The following is a 23,375-nucleotide window of genomic DNA, read 5'->3' on the forward strand; positions in this document are numbered from 1 at the left end:
CTGCCGCCGGTGCGCGCGAACCGGCGGCGGCGCATCATGCCAAAGTGATGCAGGACCGATGCGATATGGCTAGACTGCGGATCGCCGGCATGTCGTGAACGACATCCGGCGCCCCTTTCACACACGGTCCGGACCCTCCCTCTTTGCGCACCACACTCACTCTGCGGGAAGCAGGGGTTGTTTCCCTCCTCTGCTTCGGCCTGCCGATCACGCTGTCACTGCAATCCGCCGCCAGGAATTTTCCGGTCGAGAGCTTCAACGACTCGGGCATGCTCTGGACGTGCATGTTCGAGATCTCGGCCGCAATCGCCGCCTTCACCTACCTTCGGTGGCAGCAGCAGGACCTGCAACCCGCACTGCCTCGTCCGACCGTGCGCGGCAGCCTTGTCGGCCTCTTGCTGGCCTTCGTGGCATGGCTTGTGGCCGTGTTCGCCACCGAGCCCTTTGCCGGAAGCTCTGGCGCGGGTCACGTTCAGCAGATGATGCTTGCGTCGCAACCGTCGTCGGCCGTCATCGTGCTGACCGCCATGGTCAATGGCACTTTCGAAGAGGTATTCCTGCTGGGCGTACTGACGCGCGGCCTGCGCGGATTCGGCCTGTCGGTCGCGATCGGCCTTCCGCTGCTGCTGCGCACCTCGTATCACCTTTACCAGGGCCCGGTCGGCATGCTGGGCGTCGCCATCATCGGACTGACCTTCGCATTGCACTTCGCACGCAGCGGCCAATTGTGGCCGCCGGTGTTCGCGCACATGCTCTGGGATGTATTGCCCTTCTGCAACGCCGGCGTCTGACCGGCCCCGCAGCGCTTACTGACCAGCCTTGCGCGGCAGCACCCAGTTCGGCCGCGGAAAGTGGCAGGTGTAGCCGTTCGGGAAATGCTCCAGATAGTCCTGGTGCTCCGGTTCCGCTTCCCAGAAATCGCCGACTGGCTCGACCTCGGTGACCACCTTGCCCGGCCAGATGCCGGACGCATCGACGTCGGCGATGGTATTCAGTGCCTCGTCGCGCTGCGCTTCGCTGGTCCAGTAGATGGCCGAGCGGTAGGACGGCCCACGGTCGTTGCCCTGGCGGTTCGGCGTGCTCGGGTCGTGGATCTGGAAGAAGAATTCCAGCAGCCGGCGATAGCTCAGCACCGCCGGATCGAACAGGATCTCGATCGCCTCGGCGTGCGTGCCGTGATTGCGGTAGGTCGCGTTCGGCACGTCGCCGCCGCTGTAGCCCACGCGCGTCGACAGCACGCCGGGCAGGCGGCGGACCAGCTGCTGCATGCCCCAGAAACAGCCGCCGGCAAGCACAGCGCGTTCGGTGCTCATCGCACGTCCTCCACCTGATCCAGATAGTCGCCGTAACCCTCGGCCACCATGTCGTCGCGATGCACGAAGCGTAGCGACGCCGAGTTGATGCAGTAACGCAGCCCGCCGCGGTCGCGCGGGCCGTCCGGGAAGACGTGGCCAAGATGGCTGTCGCCGTGCGCCGAGCGCACTTCGGTGCGGATCATGCCGAGCGAGGCATCGCGCAACTCGGTCACGTGCGCCGGCTCGATCGGCTTGGTGAAGCTCGGCCAGCCGCAGCCGGACTCGAACTTGTCGCTCGACGCGAACAGCGGCTCGCCGGACACGATGTCGACGTAGATGCCCGGTTCGTGGTTGTGCAGGTATTCGCCGGTGCCCGGGTATTCGGTGCCGTTCTGCTGCGTAACCCGGTACTGCTCAGGCGTGAGGCGAGCGATCGCCTCGGGTGATTTCGTATAGGTCTTCATGCGTCCTCCTGTGGCGTCGTAGACCGCGCCCCCGCGGGCGCGTTCTGCGTTTCTTGTCATCGCCGAGGATAGCGCGAACGGCTCGGCTCATCGTGCGCCCGCATTCAGGGTCCGAGGCCGTTCTGCCGTGCTCGGTACAGACCGCTTCAAGGCGCCGTCGGAACATGCGGAGATGGCAGTGCGCCCTCCATGCGGAAGCGGCGCAATGCCTCGCCCTGACGCAGCACGACCTCCTCGGCAACGACGGCCAGCCCGTGGCGCTCGAAGAATGGGCGCGCCGCCAGACTGGACTCGGCAAAGACGCGCTCGGCGCCGGCGCGGCGGAGGTCCGTACAAGCCGCACGGAAGAGTGCGGACGCCACACCCCGGCGCGCATGCTGCGGCGCCGTGAACAGCAGATCGACGTGACCCTGTTGCGTGTAGCCGATAAAACCGGCCACCTCATCGCCGTCGCACGCGAGCCGGGCATGCAGACGCGCCAGGCGGGCGCGCCAGACTTCCGGATCCGGCGGCAGCGGTGCCCAGGCGCAACACTGTTCGCGGGTGTACGCGCGACCCGCAAGATCGTGAACCGCCGCGGCAAACACCGCCATCAGCGCATCGAGGTCGGATTCAAGCGCTTCACGTATCTGCATTTCAAAAAAACTGATTCGGTTGAACCCTGCGGTCGGGCGGATCGTGCTTGACGGCCCTATCAAGCAACGGCGGTGCGCAGGCGACCCGCGCGGCATTGCAGACTATTCGCTGCGCCCCCGCGCCGGCCACTCCGCAAAGGCGAACACCCACAACGCGATCACGTTGACGAAGGGCACGAGCAGCAGCAGTGAGAACGCTCCGTTGTACCCGGCCTTGCTGACGATGCGCCAGGCCGGAATGACGAAGATCACCAGAAAGGGCAGGAAGAACAGCCCGTGATTCATGCCAGGAAATCCCATGGAACGCTCCTCTCAAACGGCTGCTGCGTCCCGCAGCGCGCCGGTCAAGCATACGCCGGGCTAGTGCTCACACTCGAGCGCCGTATGCACCCAGCGGCCACCCCTGTCGACACAGGCATCGATCATGATCTCGCGCGCAACCAAGGGGGCAAGCGCCAGACCGGCCGCCACCGCGAGCAGAAGACAGGCCAGCGTGCCGATCCGCGGAAGGCGACCCAGCGCCCGAAACATGCCGACCGCCGCCACAAAGGCGGCGAGCGACCAGAGGAACGAAGCGAGGGAACGTCGTTCCCAGCCCAGCTTGTGAGGCCCCGGCGGTCCGCCCGCGACCCAGGCACTGAAGACGGCGTCGTTCAGATACAGCAGGCCAACCAGACCGAGGCCAAGCAGCGCTGCGCACCGCGCAATGCCGAGCATCACGCCCGTTGCAGACACGATCGAACGGCGTGCACCGTGCTCAGGACGCGGTGCGCTCATGTGCCTTGTTCGCCATCGAAACGGTGCTGAAAGTGCCCACGACAACACAAGCGATGGTATAGCCGATGCCGAGGCTCGCACTCGCCCTCACGGCAACACCGAGAAGCGCCCCAGCGCCCTCGGCCACCGGCATCGCCATCCGGAGCGGGATATCCGCAAGCGACCAGAGCCCGATGGTCGCAAGCCAGGGCCAGAACGTCCTCGCGGCGAGATCGGAGCCACACGAGGAGCAACGGAAAGCGCGCTTCAAGCTCAGCCAGGACAGTCGTGCATTGCAGTGTGGGCAGCGCGCAGACATGAATGATCTCAACGTGGGACGGGCGGCGACCGCGCTGCCTCATCGCGCGACGGTCAGGCGAAACAGGAGCAACCTAGTGGTCACGCTTTCATGCTTCCTCGTTCAATCAGTGTTCGGTCCCCATTGACTGCATGGACTCTGTCCGGCCCCCTCTTTACTGATTTGGAGGATGTCCCGACGCCACGCAAGCGCGGAGTGCAGTCAACTTCAATCTCGCTGACCGTTGCACTCGCTGCTTCGTGCACAGCACGCCGAACTCCGCCGCCCAAAGGCGTTTGCGGGCACACCGGGACAGAGCGTCCGCTATTCGAGCCCAAGAATCGCCCCCACCGACTTTTCAATCAGCTCGACCAACTCGGCGTCCATGTACCGGTACTCGTCCGGAATATCCAGGACGTGAATCGGCTTGTTTTCGAGAACTCGCCTGTACTCAGTCATTAGCCGGGACTTGTGCTTCTCTTCCATTACGAAGACCACATGAGCCCATGAAAGGTCGGCAGTGGTGACGGCGTGCCTCGCATTCGGACTTGTTCCGCCAGACCTGACCAAGAGCGATGGATGCTTACGCCACACCTGCTCCGCCGTCGGGCTTCGCCACTGGTTTCGGCTGCAAACAAACAGGACATTTGTTCGGACGGAAGCTTTCACGCTTGCTTCATGCGCTTGTTTCAAACCTGAACCTCGATGACCCGCGAGTAGTCGATTCCAAACTGCTTTGATCGATCAAGCTTGGTTGACCGGATGTACAGATGTTTCCGGTTTCCCTCGCGCTTGAAGTCTTCGGGCATGGCTTGAAACGCCTGACGTTTGACATGAGGGGCGGCCGGAGGCAGGCGAAGCCTGCTGGAGGACGACCCCTCGATGAAAGGGTTAGACCTCTTCATCGCCGGCGCCAAAACTGTGCTTTGCTTTCACCCATTGCTTGTAGTCGCTGTAGCCCTGCATGTCGACGATTTGAACCAGCGTGGCATGTGCTCCGACCCAGATATGGAACTTGGGAGTCGCTTTCGCTCGCTCCAGCATCTCCGTGATGCTCGTAGCCTCCTTCATGCGTAGGCGCTCTTCTTCCGTTTTCAGGGGTAGATCCGGTAGACCGCGAATGATTGATTCGTACGGACTGAACGAAAGAGCGAAGTTCTTTAGGGCGGTGGCGTCCAGCACCTCAACATACTGTTGGAGGTCGAACTGGGAGTTCCGGATGTCGTGAACAAGATCGTTCCGGAGCTCGGATAGCGCCGAAACGAAGCGCCGATGCTCTTTTCCAAGGAGTCCGATCTTTCCCAGAAAGACGATCTTGCCAACCGTCTTGCCACTCAGTTCCAGTCGACTGAAGACGTCAGCAAGGTCAGGCTCTTTAAAGTGAAACATGAGGAGGTGCGTGCACGCGGCCTCTAAAAGGGCGTGCAGCTTGATGACGAATGACCAGTCATCCTCGTCGTACAGCGCCTCGAAGAAGCCAGCAGAGACGCCAATCTTTTCTTCAAGCGCCTGAATGCCTTTGTCTGTCACGCGAAAGGGAAGTGGCATAGAGGTCTAACGTAGAAGTGACCGGACGCCGAAGGCGGTCCGGTTGACTGTCGTGTTATAGCGCAGACTACACATCGTCCGTGTCACTCATTCGCTGAAGAACGCTCGGGAGAAGCCGGTACACATACTCGTGCATCCAAGTGTTCCCGCCTGCGTAAGCGAGTTCTTCATTACCAACTTGGAAAGTGAGCATCGGCGATATTTCTCCGTCCGCAAAGTCCACAGACGTTGAATCGTCAAGCAAAGCAGTAACTGCAAACGCAATAGACCCAGTAAGTTGCTCGATCAATTCGCTCGGCGCGTCCACCTTCCTCAATTCGGCGGCGATGGCCTCCAGGATCGCCACCGTGAGCGCTTGCTGCCGGTCGTCAAATGAGTGATGAGGCACCAGCTTCATTGCGCGTTACGTTTGACATGAGGGGTGACCGACCGGCGCAGCCGGTTGGGCATCCCCTCGATGGAAGGGTTAGGCGTTCTTGCCGGCGTACAGCGGGCTGCCATAGCGATGACCCTCGAGCCACTCACGGTAGCCCTCCAGCGACCTACCGCCGAGGTTAATTCCAAGCTCAACGCCGAACAGCGAGAGGACAAGAAATGCTTCTGACCTACTGGTAAGGAGAATATCGAACTCATGCAGCAAGTGAAAAGTTTGATCGTCTTCCACAAACTGTGCATTCACTGGGTGCAGTGTTCTCGTGGTAAACGGCCAGTCGCTCCCGATGTTGAACCGTGCGTAGTTTCGTAGCTCGTCAAGTTCAACCTTGTCCACTACTTCGTCGTTCCAGCCGTCGACATCTAGGGTTTTGAATGAGAGAACTTCTAGGCCGACCTTGGCTAGGAAGCGCCCCATCAAACGGTAGTCAGGCTTTGAGGTGCCGTCGCTTGGCTCCCATTGGGGAACCCGACCGCGTTTGCTTTGCACCTCCATGCTCGCTCGGATAAGCCGAAAGGTGGGCGACTCAAGCACTTGCCGTTCAACCTTGCGAGCGAAGTACTGATTGCACCAGTCGCAGACAGCGCCGACTGGCAGCACGTGATTCGTGTTGCCCATGGACTCCGGAATGATGTGCTCGACAGCGCGACTGGACGTTGACTCCGTCTTGCAGAAGATGCAGCGCATGTTTGGGCCGCCTAGCGTGGAGGTCACCGGCCTTGCGCGGCTCTATGCGCAAGGTCCGTGTGGACCGCAGGGTTAGATTGCTTATGGCGCATAGCTACTTGAAGCGCAGGACAATGGGGTGTGTTTCCATTGCACTCAGATATCCACCGGACACATCCTTTACCTTTGTGTAAACCACGACAGGGATGTCGCCGCGATACCCTTGGAGCGGCTTCTCCAAGGTGAGACGCTTGAAGTCCGCGCGTGTCGTGGTGGTGTCGTCCTTCTCACCGACAAAATTCCAATAGCTTCTATATGCCCGCACCTTTAGCGGACATTTCCCCAACTCAGTGCAGAGGGCCTCATATTCCTTTTTCACGGAGTCAAAGATTCCCTCGTAGCCGTTAACGAGTCTCGGATTTTCGGACCGCAGGAATAGAACGTCTCTGATCTCATTTCCACCCGCCATGCTGAAGCCGGTCGTAGTTGCTACCAACGGACTGTCAGCGACGTAATGAAAGTCGGGGAGCGAAAGAAAGACTCCAACACTTGGATTGCATTGAGCCGACGGAACCTCGAAGCGGAACGGAGCGCCCTTCAGCTCATAGAACCGAACGCGCCCGTTTTGTTTGCTCTGAATTGTTGTTCCGTCTTGTATCACCGTCACGCCACATGCGGATGCAGAGGTTTGTGGTTGCGAGGACGACTGCTGAGAAGACTGCTGCGAGGCACAGCCAACTAGCAGGCATATGACTGACACGAGAGTTACACGTTGAATCATCGGAGGGCTCCGGGTAGGTAAGCAATCTAACCTGATGTAGACATCAAGATTGATGGATATTCCAGACACCTGCGTGATATTCCAGCGGACAACGCAGCTGATTCCTTAATTTTTTCATCGCGTTACTGCCGCCGTCCGTTTATCAGAGCCTCTCATCTGCGGTATTACACGGCAATCGACCTTTCGACCGACGCGGATCGCTGTACGCCACCGCCCCAGCGACCCGCGATAATGTGCGGCTCACCTTCGCCACCCCGCCATGTCCGCCCCGTCCACCTTCCGCCTGACCGACGTCCCGCGCGCGATCGCCTTCTTTCTTGAAGCCGACCGCCGCCGCTACCTGTTCTTCATCTCCGTGCTGGGCGTAGTGCAGTTCTATCCGATGCTGCCGCCCTATCTGATCGGGCGGGTGGCGGATTTCCTGCTCGGCTGGCAACGCGGCGACAGCCTCGCGCCGCTGTACACGCTGGTGATCACGCTGGGTGTGGCGCATGCCTGCGTGGCGCTGGTGCGGCTGTCGACCAAGCGGGTGATCGGGCGCATGGCGATTGATGCGCGGATGCGCGCCAAGGTGTGGGGCTTCGAGCGCCTGCTCGATTTCTCGCTGGCCTGGCATCAGAAGGAGAGCACCGGCAACAAGGCGCAGCGGGTGATCACCGGGGCGGACGCAGTGCGCGACTGGACCAGCGAACTGGTCAATGCGCTGCTCACCGCCAGCGGCGCCTTCTTCGGCGCGCTGATCGCCTGCATGCTGCTGCACCCGGCGACGGTGCTGTTCTTCCTCTACTACTGCGGCGTGCTCGGTTTCATCGAGTGGTATTTCTACCGCCGCATCGCGCGGCTGTCCGACCAGATCAACGCGTCGATGGAGAACGCCAGCGGCAGCTTCGTCGAGAGCGCGGCCAACATCCTGTCGGTGAAGGCGATGAATGCCGGCGCCGACATGACCGCCCGCGTGGCCGACCGCGAGCGCGCGGCGCGCGATTTCGCCTACCGCCGGCTGCGCCTTACCAATACGAAGTGGATGCTGTTCCAGCTGCACACCGCGCTGGCCTGGGCGATCTACATCTTCGGCGTGGCCTGGGGCGTGATGGAGGGCGGGCTGTCGGTCGGGCTGGTGCTCACCTACAGCGCCTACTTCAATACGCTGCGCGAGGCGTCGATGGACATGACCGACCGCGTGCAGACGATGATAGAGCGCACCTCCAACCTCGGCCGCATGATGCCGCTGTTCGCGCCGCAGCCCAGCCAGCACGGCACGCTGGACTGGCCGGCAGACTGGCGCGCGCTGCAGGCGGAAGCGCTCACCTTCGCGCACGACGGCCGGCGCGTACTCGGGCCGCTGGACTTCCGCATCGCGCGCGGCGAGCACGTCGGCATCGCCGGCCGCTCCGGTTCCGGCAAGAGCACGCTGGTGAAGCTGCTGCTGGCGCTCTACCCACCGGAATCGGGCCGGCTCACCGTCGATGGCGTACCGTTGGCCGACATCCGGCACGAGGCGCTGTTGCACCAGATCGCGGTGGTGCCGCAGGAAACCGAACTGTTCAGCCTGTCGCTGCTGGAAAACCTGACCCTGGGCCGCGAGGTGAGCATGGTCGATGTGCTGCGCGCCTGCCGCATCGCCCAGCTCGACGACGTGATCGCGCTGCTGCCCGAGGGGCTGGAGAGCCCGGTCGGCGAGAAGGGGCACAGCCTGTCCGGCGGCCAGCGCCAGCGCGTGGGCATCGCGCGCGCAGTGCTGCGCGACGCGCCGGTGCTGCTGCTCGACGAAGCCACGTCGGCCCTCGACGCCGACACCGAAGCACGGGTGATCGACGCACTGATGAGCGAGCACGCGCCCGGCCGCACCGTCATCCTGATCGCGCACCGCCCGCGCGCCTTCGAGCGCATGGGGCGCGTGCTCACGATGGACGCCGGCCGGCTGACCGGCGACGGGTCATTCCATGCACATGCTCCGGCGCCGGCATAGTTCCTGTGGACAGCGCCGACTACCCCCTATGCGGTATTGCGCCGGCACCGCCGCGGCGCAATCCTTCGGTCCGTGGACGCGGTGTTCCGACTGTGCCGTCAGAGGGAAAACTGCACTGACCTCCATGCGGCAACGCGGTGCTTCGCGACGCTGCGTCCACGACCCGCAACGACATCCGTACATGGGAAGAAGATGAACGCCCCGTCGATGAAGCCGCCCAGCATGTTCCAGCAGATCGGCGGCGAAGAGCCGCTGCGCCGGCTGGTCAATGCCTTCTACGACATCGTCGAAACCCACCCGGACGGTGAGCCGGTACACAAGCTGCACCAGGAAGGTTTCGGCGTCGCCCACCTGCGCGAGGCGCAGTTCGAGTTCCTGTGCGGCTTCCTCGGCGGCCCGCGCTACTACGCCGAACGCATGGGCCACTCCAACCTGCGGCAGATGCACGCACACATCGCCATCGGCCAGGCGGAGGTCGTGTCCTGGCTGCGCTGCATGGTGCATGCGATCGAGGCGACCGACATCCCGACCGACGTCGGCGTCCGGCTGATGCAGCACTTCACCCGCGCCGCCGAGGCGCTGAAGAACCGCGACCACTGAGGTCGGCGGCGCAGCAGTACCCCGTTCAGCCTCGAGTCTCCCGCCCAAGTCGTCAGCGCAGTGCCGTCTCCGCACCGCCGCGATCCGTGCGTGAACGAAAAAGGGGCTGCCGCGGCAGCCCCCTGAAGCGAGCGCCGGAGCGCTCAGGTGTTGCGACGGCGCGCGAACGCCAGACCGGCCAGGCCGAGACCCAGCAGGCCGAGCACGCCCGGTTCCGGAACGGCCGTCGCTTCTTGGAAGGTGGTCGACAGACGCAGGTTGTCGATCAGGATGCGATCGCCGCTGTCGATGTTGGCCAGACGGATGCCCACACGATCGATGGCCGAAATGCCGGCGTTGCCGGTGAAGCTCGCGTCCGGCGACAGGAAGTCGTCAACGGTCGGGTTCAGCCACAGATCGAAGTTCGTGTAGTTGCCGGCGGCATTGCGGTACAGGTGACCGACCACGAGATAGGTGTCGAGCACGTCGAGATTGCTGCCCGGCGCATAGCTGCCGTTGGTGCCGGTGGTGCGGGCGAAGATGTCGTTGGTGGCGCTGGTGCTGTCCTGATTGCCCTTGATGCCGATGTTCGGACGATTGCTGCCACCGTTGTTGGCGCCCAGATCCAGCCACAGGCCCATGAAGTCGTTGCGGTCGATCGCGCTGCCGCGGTCGGCCTGGACCAGGAAACTGACGAACAGGCTGTTGCCGCTGAAGGACGACGCCAGCGTGCGCACGGCCGCGTTGCTTGCGTTGCCGGTCAGGGCCAGTGCACGGTTGCCGGACAGATCGGCGGCCGGATCGACGACGTTGGCGTTGCCGGTCGCGCTCCACGCGCCACCCCAGCCCGAACCGCCGTTGGCGCCGTTCAGCGCGCCGGTCGAATAGGACTGGAAGCCGTCCTGGGCAATCACTGCGGCGCCGGCATGCGACGCAACAAGCGCCAGTGACAGAGCCGCGGCTGAGCGTGCAATCAGATTCAGGAAATGAGTCGGGAAGGTCATCGCTTGTCTCGTTCAGTGTTGTCGTGTCGGCAGGCGGATGCGCTCGTACGTTTCCGGCCTGCATGTGCGCCCTTCGGCGCGTGACGGCCCTTTCAGCAACCGCTGTGCCAGAAGCCGCGAAACGCTTTCATTTCAATATCTTGTGATTGTCACGATGTGTGCGCGAACGATTTGCGCTCATGCTGTAAAGCGCACCGACATGCACGTCAACCGATAAACTGCTCGCCGTTTCCGGCCCTGCGCCGCACACAGGCAGGCGCCGAGCGCCGGAACGCCCACCTCACGATGAACCAGACCGCCCCGACTCCGCCTGCTGCCGCGCGCAACACCCCACCCGTACTCAGCGTCGTGGTGCCGGCCTATAACGAGGCCGGCGCGCTCGCCAGCACGCTGGACATGATTGCGCGCCACCTGGCTGCGCTGGTGCCGCACTATGAGATCGTCGTCGTCGACGACGGCAGCCGCGATGCCACGGCGCAGATCGCTGCCGACTGCGCACAGCGTCTGCCGGTGACGCTGGTGCGCTTCTCGCGAAATTTCGGCAAGGAGGCGGCGATCTCCGCCGGCCTGCAGCACGCGCGCGGCGACGTGGTGGTGTGCATGGACGCCGACGGCCAGCACTCGGCCGACCTGCTGGGCACCATGCTGGCGCACTGGCGCGAGGGCTGGGACATGGTCTATGCGGTGCGCGCCGACCGCGCGCAGCAAGGGCTGTTCAACCAGATCGGTTCAAAACTGTTCTACCGCATGATGAATATGGGTGGCCGGCTGGACATTCCGCCCAACGCCGGCGACTTCCGGCTGATGGACCGGCGCGTCGTCGACGCCCTGCTCGCGCTGCCCGAACGCCAGCGCTTCATGAAGGGCATGTACGCCTGGGTCGGTTTCCGCTCGATCGGCATTCCCTACACGCCGCTGCCGCGCGCCGCCGGCGAAACCACCTTCAACCGGCTCAACCTGATGCGTCTGGCGTGGACCGGGCTGACCAGCTTTTCCGTGCTGCCGCTGCGCATGGCCAGCCTGATCGGGCTGCTGCTGTCGTCGATCGCCTTCGCCTACGGCCTGTACATCGTGGTCGAGAAGATGCTGCTCGGCATCGACGTGCCGGGCTGGCCGACCGTGGTGGTCAGCATCATGTTCTTCTCCGGCGTGCAGTTGCTGTTCATCGGCGTCCTCGGCGAATACCTCGCCCGCGTGTACGAGGAGGTGAAAGGCCGGCCACCCTATGTGGTTGCCGAAATCGTGCGCAACGGGGACAAGCGCTGATGCGGGCGTCGGTGCTGCTGTTCCTGATCGTCGGCGGCTGTGCGGCGGCGACGCATTATCTGGTCACGCTGGGCGTGGACTGGGCGACCGGCATCGATCCCGCGTGGTCCAATCTGGTCGGCTTCCTGTGCGCCTTCCCGATCAGCTATCTCGGCCACCGCAATCTGTCCTTCGCCGGCACGCAGGCGCCGCACCGGCAGGCGCTGCCGCGACTGCTGGCGGTGTCCTGTACCGCCTTCGTCGGCAACCAGCTGATGCTCGCCGCGTTGCTGCGCTTCACGCCGCTGCCGCTGTGGGTCGCGCTGGCCATCGTGCTGGTGTTCGTCGCACTCAGTACCTGGCTGCTCGGCCGCTACTGGGCGTTCGCGCACACTCCCGCATGAGCGCAGCGTGAAGACGGTGTATCTCACCGCCGACGACTACGGCTACAACGCCGCGGTCGACGACGCCATCCTGGCGCTGATGGCCAACGGCCGGCTGTCCGGCGCCGGCTGCATGACGCGCGCACCCGGCTGGCCGGCGGCGGCGTCGCGCATCGGTGCCGCGGGCCGCTTCGGCCTGCATCTCGACTTCACCGAATTCAGCCCTCCGCGTCGCGGCCTTTGGCCGCTGATCGGCGCCGCCCTCGCGCGCCGGCTCGACGCGACCGCACTGCGCGACGAAATCGCCACCCAGTGCGCGCTGTTCGAGGACGCGACCGGCCGTGCGCCGGCCTATGTGGACGGCCACCAGCACGTGCACCAGCTGCCGCAGATCCGCGAAGCGCTGGTCGACGTGCTGGTCGCCCGCTACGCCGGCCGCCTGCCCTGGCTGCGCATCAGCGGCGCGCGCATCGGCGACGGCGCCAAGCCTCTGTTCATCGCCGCGCTCGGCGCTGCCGCACTGGAACGCCTGGCCTTCGCCGCACGCATCCGCACGACACCGCGACTGCTCGGCGCCTATGTTTTCGACGGCGACGCCACCGGCTACCGTCAGCGACTGTCCGGCTGGCTCGGCAACGCCGCCGACGGCGACGCGGTGATGGTGCACCCGGCCACGCAAGCGCTGCCCGGCGATCCGATCGGCGCCGCGCGTGTGCGCGAGTACGGCGTGCTGGCATCCGACACCCTGCCGGCTCTGCTTGCCGCCAATGCCGTGGAGCTGGGCGCGCTGGGCGCCTAAGTCCCAAGTCGGTGCCCGACGCATCAGCACCTGACATCAAACGCCTTGCACGCTGATGCCCCTTTGGAAGGATTCTTGTCACCCGACAGCGTCCTGCATCGAGGCCTGCGGGCGGCAGCGGCCGCGTCGCGGTCAGAAGACCGCTCCCACAGGGGTGGTGCACTCGATCGACGACCCGAGCCCGGACCGGAATTCTGTGGGAGGGGTCTTCTGACCCCGACTGCAGCCTGTATCGAAGCCGGCATACGGCGACGGCTGTGTCGCGGCCAAGACCGCTCCCACAGGGCGTGCGACCGATCCTCTGCTGGAGCCGGGATTCTGTGGGAGCTTGCTCGCAATTGCGGTCTTGAACGAAACCGACGCCCCGCAAACGCGGGGCGTTTTCTTTTGCGCGCGCTGTCAGCGCAGCAGGCGGTCGCGCGTTATCCGGCGGCCGCCCACAGCCCGCAACTGTCGTGACCTCTGCCGCCCTCCGCCGCAACGCCCCTGCCCTCCTGCTGTTCGCCCTGATCACCGTCTATCTGCTGCTGTGCTTCGACCAGCACGGCCTGAGCAACGACGAGGAGGTGCAGCACGTCTATGGCCGGCTGCTGCTCGATTACTACCGCTCCGGACTGACCGATCTTTCGGCCTTCCAGTACAAGAACCTCTACCTCTACGGCGGTCTGTTCGACCTGCTCGCCGCGTCGGCCGAACGGCTGCTGCCGACGATGAATGTGTGGGATCTGCGGCATCTGCTGACCGCGCTGTTCGGTCTCGGCGGTCTGTTCGCGGTGTATCGCACGGCGCGACTGCTGGCCGGTGAGGCGGCGGCGCTGAGCGCGGTCGGGCTGCTGATGCTGACCGGCGCCTGGGGCGGCGCGCTGTTCACGCATACCAAGGACATCCCCTTCGCCGCCTGCATGGCGTGGGCGACGCTGTGCATCATGCGGCTGGTGCCGTTGATGCCGCGCCCGCCGCTGGCGCTCGTGCTGCAACTGGGTGCGGCCATCGGCTGTGCGTTCGGGTTGCGCGTCGGCGCGGTGTTCGCGGTGATGACGCTGGGACTGACCGTGTTCGCGGTCAGCGCGCTGTCGGCCGGTGATCTGCGCACGCGGGCGGCTTACCTGCTGCGCTCGATCGCCAGCCTGCTGCCGGCCGTACCGGTCGCGCTGGCACTGATGGCGCTGTTCTGGCCCTGGTCGATGCAGGCGCCGGGCAATCTGTTCAAGGCGCTCACCACCTTCTCGCACTTCACCTTCGACCTGTACACGGTGCTCGACGGCGAGGTGATGAAGATAGGCGACGTGCCGCGTCACTATCTGCCGCTCTACCTCGGCGCCCGGCTGCCCGAGCTGGCGCTGGCCGGCCTGCTGTTCGCCGCCGTCGGTGCGCTGACAGCCGGGCGACGCATCGACTGGCTGCGCTGGCTGCCGGTGCTGCTGGCCGCACTGCTGCCGCTGGCGCTCGCGCTGGCCACCCGGCCGACGCTGTACAACGGCATCCGCCACTTCACCTTCCTGCTGCCGCCGCTGGCGGTGATCTCGGCCGCCGGCCTGTGCGCCGCCGGGCGGGCCGCGCGCGCGCGACCCGCCACAGCCACCGTCTTCGCGCTGCTGTGCGCGGCCGGCGTCGCCGTGCCGCTGTACGACATGGCGCGGCTCGCCCCCTATCACTACGTGAACTACAACAGGCTGGCCGGCGGCTTCGCCGGCGCACCGGACCGCTGGGAAACCGATTACTGGTCGGACGGCGTACGCGAAGCGGCGGCTCTGCTGCGCGCGCGCATCGACGCCGAGCCGGCACCGGCCGAACCGTGGCAGGTGGCGGTGTGCGCCGAATCGCTGCAGGCGCAGGCCTGGCTGCCGACCGACCGCTACCTCGTCACCCGCGACTGGGTGCGCGCCGACTTTTTCATCTCGACCACGCACATGCGCTGCGACGAAGTGCTGCGCGGCGACGAGATCGCGCGCGTCGAGCGCGCAGGACTGACGCTGACCGTGGTAAAGGACCGCCGCGCGCTGCCGCCTGAACTGCGCCGCCCGCTGCGCTGAGCACGGCGCTACACTCGGCCACCCGCAACCGGCGCCATCGTCATGAGTGCATCCACCCCACCCGTTGCCCGTCATTTCCGCCAGATCCTGATGTGGCCGCTGCGGCTGATGCCGATGCGCGCCGGCGACGAGGTGCAGCGGCATTCCGAAGCGCTGGCGGCGATCACCGAGAACAACCCCTGGCGCGAACAGCGCGACGAATTCACCGGCGCGCCGACTGACTTCCACGAGCGCCATTACCGCGAGTTCGTCACCTTTCTGCCGCACGTGCAGCGCTTCCTCTACGGCCAGGGGCGTTCCAGCGCCACCTTGCGCGGCTACGGCGAATCGCCGATCCGCGTGTTCCGCCGGCACGACATCGCCGCCGTCCGCCTCGGTTGTGAGGACGGCAGCACGCTGGATCTGACGGTGCAGCACATCGACCTCTATTTCTTCTATGACGTCGATGTGGTGCTGCTGGTGCTTGAGGTGTATGCCGACGACCTGCCGCTGCCGCGGGTGCAGGAACTGCTGTTCCGTTTCGGCCGCGCCTTTCCGGCGAAGTGGACGAACGGCGGGAGCGAGGACGGGCGCGCCGCGCAGTGCATGCGCAGCGTGCAGTGGCTGGGCCGCGACGGCCAGGTGCTGGCCGAATCCGACTACGGCGATCGCGAGCGCTATCTGCGCCATGTGTGGGAACACCGCGCGTCGGCCATCGGCAAGCACTGGGAATACCTGCTCAGCCCGATGGTGCTGCACCACTCGGAAGCCGACGGCGACATCCGCTACCGCCAGCTCGAGTATCACCGTCAGCCGAAGATGACCTTCCTGTCCTTCGACGATCCGTTCGCGCTGACGCGCGAGGACTTCGTCCGTCTCGGCCAGGCGACGCAGCCGGACGACGGCCGGCCGCTGCCGTATTCGGAAGAGGTGATGTCGGAGTTCGAACGCACCGCCTGCTACGACCGCTTCTGGGTGCCCGGGCGGCGCAGCGAGAACGCGAGCACGCGCGTCATCTGCACCGGGCCGTCGATGGTGATGGTGGGCATGCACGGACTGAGCGGCTATTCAGATCCGCAGAACGGCCTGCTGGCCGAGTTCCGTCACCAGTATTTCCTGATCGGCCTGATCGCCCACTTCCACCGCGCCTCGCTGCTGATGCTGATGGACCGTCTGGTGGTGGCGGTGAGCCTGCTCGACGCCGACGACGCGGACTCGCGCCGGCGATTCAAGCGCGGCATCCGCCAGACCATGGAAATTTTCCTGCGCTTCAACCACCGCTACTGGTTCGGCGAGGTATCGAAGCAGTCGATGGCCAAGGACCTGTTCGACATGTGGAGCCGCAACCTCGGCAACGAGGCGCTGTACAACGAGCTGCGCGCCGAAATACTCGACATGGACAACTACCTGGAAGCGGACGACAGCCGCCGCCAGAACGAGACGCTGCTGCGGCTGACCGTGGTGACCATCTTCGGTCTGGTCGGCACTATCGTCACCGGTTTCCTCGGCATGAACATTTTCGACGGCCCGCCGGCCACGCTGCTCGGCAAGATTGGCGCCGTCGTCGTGGTGGCGATCCCGACGCTGGTGCTCACCTTCTATACGCTGAAGAAATCGAGCGCGCTGTCGGAGTTCTTCGACGCGGTGTCGGACGACACGCTGACGCCGCGACAGAAGGTGCGCGCCTTCCTGCGCATCTGGCGACCGCGCAGCAGCGCCGCCGGCCGGCGTCGCAACGACCGCGCGCGCACGCGCCCCTGAGCGGGGCGTCGGTCAGAAGTTGTAGCCGGCGCTGACCCAGACGCGCGGCAGGCGGTCCTTGGTGTCGGACTGCGGCGCGCCACCGGACAGACGCCAGGCGAACGAGGCATCGAAGGTCCAGCCGCTGTCCTGGGCGCGCAAGCCGAAACCGGCGCCGCTGATCGACCGGCTGTTGTCGATGGCCTGCCAGCGGCGGGCGTCGGTGCGGACGCGGCCGATGTCATAGAAGCCGTAGGGGCTCAGCGCGCCATGCGTCCAGCGCAGTTCGACCTGCGCCAGCGCGCCTTCGTCGCCGTAGCCCTCGCCCACCGGGTAGGCGCGCACGCCATTCGGCCCGCCGAGGCCGAAGCCTTCCGACGAGTCGAGATTGCGGCTGGCCCACTGCGCCGACAGCCGGCCGAACAGGTTGAAGCCGGCCGGCAGCAGCTGCAGGCGGGCGACATCGAGGTTGTAGCGGCTGAAACCGCCCTCGGTACGCGCGGTGGTGCGATCAAACGCGGCGAGGCCGCTGTCGAGATCGAGCCGGCCGGGCGTCCAGGCCAGCGCGCCGTAGGTCATGCCACCGCCACCCAGACCGTCGCGCAGATCGAAACCCAGCGTGACCGGCAGCGCGTGGCTGGACTTGTCGCTGCTGCTCTGCGTGGCGCCCTGCCTGTCGTTCAGGTCCTTGTACTGCAGGCTGACCGACAGATTGACGTTGGCGCGCTGCGAGCGCAGCAGCGGATAGCTCAGCCCGGCGCTGGTGGTCTTCGCCGTGCCGCTGGCATCGAGCGCCGCGAAATCGCGTTCGAGCTGATAGTAGGTGTGTGCGTAGGCGAACTGCGCGCGCAGGCCGGACACGCCGACCGGCAGGCTGTAGCCGGCGTGACCGAACCACATGCCCTCCTGCGTCAGCAGGCCGCGCAGCAGAAACTGGTCACCCAGCATGAAGGGGCTGTCGACGCCCAGATTGACGCGCGCGCGGCCCTGTCCGGTGTAGCGGTTGCCGTGGTTGTCGGCACCCACTTCGAGTGCATAGCGACGCTCGCGCTCGACGCGCACGATCATGTCGCCGGTGCCGAGTTCCTGCCCCGGACGGATGATGGGCACCGCGCGGACACCGGGCAGATCGTCGAGCAGCAGGGCGGTGCGTTCGAGCGCCCCGCCTTCGATCACGTCGCCGGCCTGCAGCGACCCCAGGAAACGCTGCGCCCCGGCGGCCAGATCGGCTTCGCCGTCGGCGCGCACCTGGCCGTAACGCCCTTCGATGACCTCGATGCGCAACGCGCCGTCGCGCATCGCCTGCGCCGGCAGGAAGGCGCGCGCGAACGGGTAGCCCGCACCGCGGTAGAAGGCCGACACGCGAGCGGCCAGCTCGCGCAGGCCTGCAAGATCGAACTCGCGGCCGACGACATCGCCGAGCGCGGCCTGCAGGGTCGCCTCGTCGAACACGGTATTGCCGCTGAAACCGACCGACTGCAGCGTGACGCGGACGCCGCCCTCGGGCGCGACGGCGGCGTCCGACGGCGGTTCTATCGTGATCTCGGGTGAGGGCCGGGGCGGCTGCACCGGCGGCACGGTTTCCTGCAGCGTGCGGCCGGCGTCAGGCGCGACCTGGGCATGGAGCGGAAAGGAGAGCACAAGCGCGCTGGCGAGCGCTGTGGTACGGATCAAAGCCATGGGTCGGTCCGGTCAGATTGCAAATGACGATGTCAGTGTACTGCGATACCGGCTCGCATTCGACCCGCGTGCCGGCTTCGTTCGCCTGCCTCGGCGGTGTGCGCTCTATTCGCGCTCGCCCCCGGCCGCATCGGGCAGCAGCACACCACCATCGACGACAAAGACCTTCAGCATGCCGAGCGCGTCGACAGACTGCGACACCTGGGCCAGCAGCGCGCTGTCGCCGCCGTCCTGCTCCTGCACCTCTCCGCTCTGCGATGTGCCGCCCCCCTGCGTATCGCTGCCGGTCTGCTGCGAACGGATTTCCGTCACCTGCAGACTGCCGATGGAGCCGACGCGGTTGCCCGCTGCCGGCACGTTGCTGGCAGCGACGGCCGGCAGCACCGGTGTTGCCGAGGGCAGCGCGGTCACGGTCTGCTGCTGGGCGTTCTGCACTGCGGCCTCGAGCGGCGGGCGCGTATTGCCGGGCGGCGTCGGCGCCGGCGGACGCACGCCGGCCGAGGTCGATACCTGGCTCACGATGTCGTCGAGCAGTGCGACCGGGCCGGCCGCGTAATACCAGGTCATGCCGTTGCTCTGCCCCGGCGCGAGGTCCTGCAAGCGGATGAACAGCGCGTACGAACCGTCCTCTGCGCGTGGATTGCCGCTGCCATCGACGCCGCGGGCGATCAGCGAGGTACGCGGATCGATGCCGGTCGCATTGGAGAAACTGCAGCAGGTCGAGATCGACGTATCGGCGCCGTCGGAGGTCGAGTAGAACAGCACGGCGGCACCGGTGAGGCCGTCGTTGAATTCGGTGATCTTCAGCGCCTTGGACTGGGTGTTCTGCGTGGCGATCTGCTCGAAGCCATCGGCGGTCAGGTTGCCCTTGAACTTGAACTGGCTGTCGCGGGTGGCGATGTAATCGTCCTGCGTGCCCACCCACAGCCGCACATTACCCAGCGAACCGACCATGTCGAGATTGGTGACCGCGGTATCGGCCTTCAGGAAGGAGGCGGTTGCACCCAGCGTGTAGGTGTTGGTCACGCGCACCGTACTGCCGCCACCCGGGTACAGGATGTCGATCGCCGACACGATGACACCGCTGCCTTCGCGGTAGCCGCTGATGTCCAGGCTGTGCGTGGTGACCGCCGGCAGCAGGTTGTTGTTGGAGCCGAGTATCTCGCCGTTGCGGTTCCAGCTCGACGTGCCGTCGCCGCCGACGCCCAGTTCGAGATTGAGCGGATAGCTGCTGAACGTGAGCTTGAACCAGCCGTTGCGGGTGACGCCGCTGACCACCGAGGTATTGTCGAAATACCAGGGCTGCAGCAACTGCCCCTCGTCGTTGATCGACGCCTGCGTGCCGTTGCCGAAACGCAGCAGTCCGTTGTCGAACACCAGGTTGCGAACGGCCCCGGCGGAACCCTTCTGCCAGGTGAACGCGGAGGCGGCCGGAATCAGCACCTGCGAGCCGCTCGCCACCTGGTAGCTGCTGCCGGCGCCGTCGCTGCTGGCCTGTCCGTAGGCGAAGTGCAGAGAACCGGTGCCGGTCGCTTCCAGTGTGGCGTTGATCAGGATGTTGTTGTGTGCGCTCAGCGACAGCTTGTTCGAACTCCAGCTGATCGGCGCATTGACCGTGATGTTGCCGGCCTGACCGCCGGCCGCTGCGGTGGCAATGCTGACATCGGTGCCGCCGTTCAGCGTGGTCGCTATCGTGTCGGCGGCAATGCAGTTGGTGCCGGTGCATGTGCTGGCCGCAATCGTGATGTCGGTCGGATCGATCAGCCACAGGCCGGATGCGCCGGAGGGCGCCGCCGCGGTGACGACGAGGTCGGGCGCCAGATCGATCTGTGCGGCGCTGGTTTCGATGAAGCCGCCGTCGCCACCGTCCGGCGCGCTGGCGTCGAGCCGGCCGGACACCGCGATGCGGCCGTTCTGCATGTCGCCGAGCAGCACGATTTCGCCGGATTCGCCGGTCGCCAGCGTGCGGGCTTCGATGATGCCGCTGTGGTTGATCACCGTGGACACCAGGTCGCCGGCGGCGCGGGCGGTCAGCATGACCTGCCCGCCGTCGGCGCGGATGGCGCCGCCATTGACGACGAGCGCATCCAGCGCGGCCTCGTTCACTTCCAGCTTGACCGGACCGCCCAGATCCAGCGTGACGGTCGCGCCGGCACCGAGCAGCACGCGGCCGGCGTTGGCGGTCAGCGTGCCTTCATTAATCACCCGCGCAGCAACCAGCGCGATCGTGCCGCCGTCCGCGGCGCGGATGTTGCCCTGGTTGATGACTGCATTCGCACTGTTGCCGGAGAGGCGGTAGCGGTCCGGTCCCTCTTCGCTCATGTCCAGCGTCGAGGCGACGATGCCGCCGACGTTCACCTGGGCACTGGGCGAGAACAGCACGCCGTTCGGATTGATCAGGAACACCTGACCATTGGCGTTCAAGGCGCCCTGGATCACCGACACCTCGCCGCCGGTCACGCGGTTCACCGCGACCGACGCTGGCGACGGCTGCACGAAATTGACGGTATGGCCGGCGCCGATCGAGAAACCCGACCAGTCGATGGCCAGTCGCGCGCTGTCCTGCTGCACGGTCATCGTGCTGCCCGACTGCGTGACGGCGCCGCTTCCCGACACGATCTGGCCGCCGGTCGGCAGATCGGCAGCGGTCGCCTGGGCGCAGTACCAGACCCCGGCGATCAGCAGGAGACCGGCTGTCAGCCGGGTCAGCGGCAGCGGCGGGCGAGCCGCAACGGGGGCGGCGATGGACGTTACGCGAGCGGGGGCTGGGCTGGGCATGATTCGGGGTCCTCGAAAGTCGGCCTACCCCCGACTTAACGTCGCCCGCCCCTCGGGCTTGAGCACAGGACACCGAATGAATCAATGCAATCCGCCACACCCTTGATCGGAGTCAAGCGGCGGCGACGCGGCGACCGCCGCGCGCTCAGTCCGCCTCGCCACTCTCCGGCGGGGTCACCGGCAGCTCAGGCACCGGCGCCTCGGCGGCCGGCGTCTCCGGCGGCAGTTCGGCTTCGGCGATTTCCTCCGCCAGCTCCTCTTCCGACACCGCGGCCGCACCGGCCAGCGCCGCCAGGTCGCCAACCCAGCGGGCGCGCGCGTCGTTGTCGAGCAGATGGATGTGCTCCACCTCGACCTCGACGCGCGAACGCGGATCGCGTGCCGGCAGGCTGGGGCAGCGCAGTACCAGCGGAATCTGCTCGAGACGGATGAGTGACTCGCGCAGCACGATGGCCGGCAGCGGCGAAGTGTCGCCTGCCGCCGCCCGCTGGCGCAGCCAGCGCAGGCACCAGTAGCGCTCCATCGCGCGCTGGAAATCGGCGTAGGCGGCGTACACCAGTTCGAAGTCGCGCAGCGCCGCCAGCAGCGCTTCAGACTTCGGCGGGAACACCGGCGGCTCGCCACGCAGCAGCGTGATCATCTGCCACTGGTTTACCAAGTCGACATAGCGGCGCAGCGGCGAGGTCGACCAGGCGTAGCAGTCGACGCCCAGACCTTCGTGCGGGGCCGCCACCGTGGTCATGCGCACCTTGCCGGCACCCTGGGCGCGGTACAGCGCCGGGATGCCGGCGTCGCGTAGATCGGCGCCCCAGGTGTTGTTGGCGACGATCATCAGTTCGGCCACCAGCTTGTCCAGCGGGCTGCCGCGCGCACGGCGCAGGATGTCGACGCGGCCCTCGCCGTCTTCGGTCGTCTGTTCCCAGTCGACATAGAAGTTGAAATCCATCTGCCCGCCGTTGGCCGACGGCTTGCCGCGACCGGCCTCGAGCACCTCGGCCAGACGCCACAGCAGCAGCAGTTCGTCTCGCCACTCGAACTCAGGCAGATCGCCAGCGGCCAGCGTGTCGTCGTTGAACAGCGGCTCGATCTCGTGGTGACGCAGGTTGGCGACCACGGCAACGCGTTCGATGCGGGTTTCCTTCGCCGTCACCCGCAGATCGGTCTCGACGTCGAGATAGAGCGACAGCGCCGGGCAGTCGCGCCCGGCGGCCAGCGTGTAGGCGTCGACCGCCTCGTCCGGCAGCATGGTGATCTTGCGACCCGGGAAATAGACGGTGGACAGACGGCTGCGCGCGATGTCGGCCAGCGCGCTGCCGGGCTGTATCGCCAGCGACGGCGCCGCAATATGTATACCGATGCGCCACCCGCCGCCCGCTTTCGGACGCACCGAAAAGGCGTCGTCGATTTCGGTCGTGGTGGCGTCGTCGATCGAGAAGGCGCGCACGCCTGCGTCCGGCAGTTCACCGACCGGCGGCACCTCGTGCGTCGGGAAATCGGTGCCCTTCGGGAAGTACTCGAACAGGAAGCGTCCGAGGTGGTAGTCGTGACTGGACGCGAAGGCGCCAGCCTTCGCCATCAGCCCCACCACCGACAGGCCGGCGGCCGCGGCGGCGGCTTCGACCGCCTTGGTTTCGAGGCGATTGCGGTCCGGCTTGTACAGGATCTGCGTCGCGCAGGCCGCGATCTCCGGCGGCGTACGGCCGGCCAGCAGCTCGGCGCTCCAGTGCTCGATCTGCTCCTGCTGCAGGCGCTTCTTTTCCAGCCCGGCGAGCGCGGCTTTCAGGATGTCCGGAGGCGCCTTGCGGAAGCGGCCGCGGCCCTTGCGATGGAAGTAGATCGGGGCGGCGTGCAGGCACAGCAGGATGGCGGTGGATTGCACCGCGTCCGGTGCGGCGCCGTGGTATTCGCGGGCCAGTTCCTCGAAGGCGAATTCGTCGTCGCCGCACACTTCCCACAGAAAGGGCGCGTCGAGATCGGCCGCCTGCGTTTCGGCGGCCGCCAGCAGCGCAGACGGCTCGGGGTTGGCGAAGCGCAGCAGCACATTGGCCGCCTTCACCTTTGAGCGCTTGCCGCTCGGCAGTTCGACCTGCAGCGAGGACACGCTGTCGGTCATCACGGAGCCGGCGCGGAAGTGGCCGTCCTCTTCGAAAAGAACATTCATGAAACGGGTCGGCAGGGATACGGCCCGTGATTATCGTTGAAAGCGCGCAGCCGCTGTCGCATCGCGGCAAAAAGCCTCGGGCCGGTCATCGGGGGCGGCTACAATCGCCTGCCAGCCCGCCGCCCGGCAGGCCCGACCCGGATGTGCTG

Annotated in this window: 21 protein-coding genes; 8 read left to right on the plus strand and 13 right to left on the minus strand. The window is 65.9% G+C overall.

Annotated elements, in window-relative coordinates; genetic code table 11:
- Positions 1 to 143: 143 nt before the first annotated feature.
- Positions 144 to 791 carry a CPBP family intramembrane glutamic endopeptidase gene (locus tag METFAM1_RS0111905; RefSeq protein ID WP_027490909.1) on the plus strand — a complete coding sequence of 216 codons (648 nt, stop codon included), beginning with the start codon at positions 144 to 146 and terminating at the stop codon, positions 789 to 791.
- Positions 792 to 806: 15 nt separating this feature from the next.
- Here METFAM1_RS0111905 and msrA read toward each other — a convergent pair whose 3' ends face one another.
- The 9 genes from msrA to METFAM1_RS20890 all read right to left on the minus strand — a co-directional run bounded on the left by msrA (position 807) and on the right by METFAM1_RS20890 (position 6,762).
- Positions 807 to 1,313, minus strand: a complete 507-nt coding sequence (gene msrA, locus METFAM1_RS0111910; RefSeq protein ID WP_019915499.1) for a peptide-methionine (S)-S-oxide reductase MsrA — start codon at positions 1,311 to 1,313, stop codon at positions 807 to 809.
- Complete coding sequence (gene msrB, locus METFAM1_RS0111915) at positions 1,310 to 1,759, minus strand: peptide-methionine (R)-S-oxide reductase MsrB (RefSeq protein WP_019915500.1); 450 nt, start codon at positions 1,757 to 1,759, stop codon at positions 1,310 to 1,312. The genes msrA and msrB overlap by 4 nt, the downstream gene beginning before the upstream one ends.
- Positions 1,760 to 1,905: 146 nt before the next feature.
- On the minus strand, positions 1,906 to 2,394 hold the full coding sequence (locus METFAM1_RS0111920; RefSeq protein WP_019915501.1) for a GNAT family N-acetyltransferase: 489 nt from the start codon (positions 2,392 to 2,394) through the stop codon (positions 1,906 to 1,908).
- Between the two features lie 102 nt (positions 2,395 to 2,496).
- Complete coding sequence (locus tag METFAM1_RS0111925) at positions 2,497 to 2,694, minus strand: hypothetical protein (RefSeq protein WP_027490910.1); 198 nt, start codon at positions 2,692 to 2,694, stop codon at positions 2,497 to 2,499.
- A 60-nt stretch (positions 2,695 to 2,754) separates the two neighbouring features.
- Entirely contained in the window at positions 2,755 to 3,171 is a 417-nt protein-coding gene (locus METFAM1_RS0111930) for a hypothetical protein (protein WP_019915503.1), read from the minus strand.
- 1,168 nt (positions 3,172 to 4,339) lie between these two features.
- A complete protein-coding gene (locus METFAM1_RS0111950; RefSeq protein WP_019915508.1) occupies positions 4,340 to 4,996 on the minus strand; it encodes a hypothetical protein in 657 nt (218 codons plus the stop codon).
- A 67-nt stretch (positions 4,997 to 5,063) separates the two neighbouring features.
- On the minus strand, positions 5,064 to 5,393 hold the full coding sequence (locus METFAM1_RS0111955) for a hypothetical protein (RefSeq protein ID WP_019915509.1): 330 nt from the start codon (positions 5,391 to 5,393) through the stop codon (positions 5,064 to 5,066).
- Positions 5,394 to 5,462: 69 nt separating this feature from the next.
- A complete protein-coding gene (locus tag METFAM1_RS0111960) occupies positions 5,463 to 6,116 on the minus strand; it encodes an HNH endonuclease (protein ID WP_020647591.1) in 654 nt (217 codons plus the stop codon).
- 94 nt (positions 6,117 to 6,210) lie between these two features.
- Entirely contained in the window at positions 6,211 to 6,762 is a 552-nt protein-coding gene (locus tag METFAM1_RS20890; protein ID WP_157256621.1) for a hypothetical protein, read from the minus strand.
- A 373-nt stretch (positions 6,763 to 7,135) separates the two neighbouring features.
- On the opposite strand from METFAM1_RS20890, the gene METFAM1_RS0111970 reads away from it, so the two are divergent.
- The gene (locus METFAM1_RS0111970; RefSeq protein ID WP_019915512.1) at positions 7,136 to 8,845 is read left to right on the plus strand and encodes an ABC transporter ATP-binding protein; all 1,710 of its coding nucleotides are present in this window, start codon (positions 7,136 to 7,138) and stop codon (positions 8,843 to 8,845) included.
- 192 nt (positions 8,846 to 9,037) lie between these two features.
- Positions 9,038 to 9,445: a group II truncated hemoglobin gene (locus tag METFAM1_RS0111975; protein WP_019915513.1), complete on the plus strand. Its 408-nt coding sequence runs from the start codon at positions 9,038 to 9,040 to the stop codon at positions 9,443 to 9,445.
- 143 nt (positions 9,446 to 9,588) lie between these two features.
- Here METFAM1_RS0111975 and METFAM1_RS0111980 read toward each other — a convergent pair whose 3' ends face one another.
- Complete coding sequence (locus METFAM1_RS0111980) at positions 9,589 to 10,428, minus strand: PEP-CTERM sorting domain-containing protein (protein WP_019915514.1); 840 nt, start codon at positions 10,426 to 10,428, stop codon at positions 9,589 to 9,591.
- A 285-nt stretch (positions 10,429 to 10,713) separates the two neighbouring features.
- On the opposite strand from METFAM1_RS0111980, the gene METFAM1_RS0111985 reads away from it, so the two are divergent.
- The 5 genes from METFAM1_RS0111985 to METFAM1_RS0112005 all read left to right on the plus strand — a co-directional run bounded on the left by METFAM1_RS0111985 (position 10,714) and on the right by METFAM1_RS0112005 (position 16,628).
- Positions 10,714 to 11,694, plus strand: a complete 981-nt coding sequence (locus METFAM1_RS0111985) for a glycosyltransferase family 2 protein (protein ID WP_024300662.1) — start codon at positions 10,714 to 10,716, stop codon at positions 11,692 to 11,694.
- On the plus strand, positions 11,694 to 12,077 hold the full coding sequence (locus METFAM1_RS0111990) for a GtrA family protein (RefSeq protein WP_019915516.1): 384 nt from the start codon (positions 11,694 to 11,696) through the stop codon (positions 12,075 to 12,077). Before METFAM1_RS0111985 ends, METFAM1_RS0111990 begins: the two co-directional genes overlap by 1 nt.
- Before the next feature lie 7 nt (positions 12,078 to 12,084).
- Positions 12,085 to 12,855, plus strand: coding sequence for a ChbG/HpnK family deacetylase (locus tag METFAM1_RS0111995; RefSeq protein ID WP_019915517.1), 771 nt, complete (start codon positions 12,085 to 12,087; stop codon positions 12,853 to 12,855).
- A gap of 455 nt (positions 12,856 to 13,310) precedes the next feature.
- Complete coding sequence (locus METFAM1_RS0112000; protein WP_019915518.1) at positions 13,311 to 14,888, plus strand: ArnT family glycosyltransferase; 1,578 nt, start codon at positions 13,311 to 13,313, stop codon at positions 14,886 to 14,888.
- Between the two features lie 90 nt (positions 14,889 to 14,978).
- Positions 14,979 to 16,628, plus strand: a complete 1,650-nt coding sequence (locus METFAM1_RS0112005) for a CorA family divalent cation transporter (protein ID WP_019915520.1) — start codon at positions 14,979 to 14,981, stop codon at positions 16,626 to 16,628.
- 12 nt (positions 16,629 to 16,640) lie between these two features.
- Here METFAM1_RS0112005 and METFAM1_RS0112010 read toward each other — a convergent pair whose 3' ends face one another.
- The 3 genes from METFAM1_RS0112010 to METFAM1_RS0112020 form a co-directional block, all read right to left on the minus strand.
- Positions 16,641 to 18,287, minus strand: coding sequence for a ShlB/FhaC/HecB family hemolysin secretion/activation protein (locus tag METFAM1_RS0112010; protein ID WP_019915521.1), 1,647 nt, complete (start codon positions 18,285 to 18,287; stop codon positions 16,641 to 16,643).
- Between the two features lie 105 nt (positions 18,288 to 18,392).
- Positions 18,393 to 21,065, minus strand: coding sequence for a two-partner secretion domain-containing protein (locus tag METFAM1_RS20395; protein WP_019915522.1), 2,673 nt, complete (start codon positions 21,063 to 21,065; stop codon positions 18,393 to 18,395).
- A 145-nt stretch (positions 21,066 to 21,210) separates the two neighbouring features.
- Positions 21,211 to 23,226 (minus strand): ribonuclease catalytic domain-containing protein, encoded by a 2,016-nt coding sequence (locus METFAM1_RS0112020; protein ID WP_019915523.1) that lies wholly within the window; start codon positions 23,224 to 23,226, stop codon positions 21,211 to 21,213.
- Positions 23,227 to 23,375 lie beyond the last annotated feature (149 nt).

It is taken from the genome of Methyloversatilis discipulorum, assembly GCF_000527135.1.
In the GTDB taxonomy this organism is placed as follows: Bacteria; Pseudomonadota; Gammaproteobacteria; order Burkholderiales; family Rhodocyclaceae; genus Methyloversatilis; species Methyloversatilis discipulorum.

Coding starts and splice junctions, on each gene's coding strand:
- msrA (WP_019915499.1), bottom strand. CDS start 1,313: ATGAGCACCGAACGCGCTGTGCTTGCCGGCGGCTGTTTCTGGGGCATG.
- msrB (WP_019915500.1), bottom strand. CDS start 1,759: ATGAAGACCTATACGAAATCACCCGAGGCGATCGCTCGCCTCACGCCT.
- METFAM1_RS0111920 (WP_019915501.1), bottom strand. CDS start 2,394: ATGCAGATACGTGAAGCGCTTGAATCCGACCTCGATGCGCTGATGGCG.
- METFAM1_RS0111925 (WP_027490910.1), bottom strand. CDS start 2,694: ATGGGATTTCCTGGCATGAATCACGGGCTGTTCTTCCTGCCCTTTCTG.
- METFAM1_RS0111930 (WP_019915503.1), bottom strand. CDS start 3,171: ATGAGCGCACCGCGTCCTGAGCACGGTGCACGCCGTTCGATCGTGTCT.
- METFAM1_RS0111950 (WP_019915508.1), bottom strand. CDS start 4,996: ATGCCACTTCCCTTTCGCGTGACAGACAAAGGCATTCAGGCGCTTGAA.
- METFAM1_RS0111955 (WP_019915509.1), bottom strand. CDS start 5,393: ATGAAGCTGGTGCCTCATCACTCATTTGACGACCGGCAGCAAGCGCTC.
- METFAM1_RS0111960 (WP_020647591.1), bottom strand. CDS start 6,116: ATGCGCTGCATCTTCTGCAAGACGGAGTCAACGTCCAGTCGCGCTGTC.
- METFAM1_RS0111970 (WP_019915512.1), top strand. CDS start 7,136: ATGTCCGCCCCGTCCACCTTCCGCCTGACCGACGTCCCGCGCGCGATC.
- METFAM1_RS0111975 (WP_019915513.1), top strand. CDS start 9,038: ATGAACGCCCCGTCGATGAAGCCGCCCAGCATGTTCCAGCAGATCGGC.
- METFAM1_RS0111980 (WP_019915514.1), bottom strand. CDS start 10,428: ATGACCTTCCCGACTCATTTCCTGAATCTGATTGCACGCTCAGCCGCG.
- METFAM1_RS0111985 (WP_024300662.1), top strand. CDS start 10,714: ATGAACCAGACCGCCCCGACTCCGCCTGCTGCCGCGCGCAACACCCCA.
- METFAM1_RS0111990 (WP_019915516.1), top strand. CDS start 11,694: ATGCGGGCGTCGGTGCTGCTGTTCCTGATCGTCGGCGGCTGTGCGGCG.
- METFAM1_RS0112005 (WP_019915520.1), top strand. CDS start 14,979: ATGTGGCCGCTGCGGCTGATGCCGATGCGCGCCGGCGACGAGGTGCAG.
- METFAM1_RS0112010 (WP_019915521.1), bottom strand. CDS start 18,287: ATGGCTTTGATCCGTACCACAGCGCTCGCCAGCGCGCTTGTGCTCTCC.
- METFAM1_RS20395 (WP_019915522.1), bottom strand. CDS start 21,065: ATGCCCAGCCCAGCCCCCGCTCGCGTAACGTCCATCGCCGCCCCCGTT.
- METFAM1_RS0112020 (WP_019915523.1), bottom strand. CDS start 23,226: ATGAATGTTCTTTTCGAAGAGGACGGCCACTTCCGCGCCGGCTCCGTG.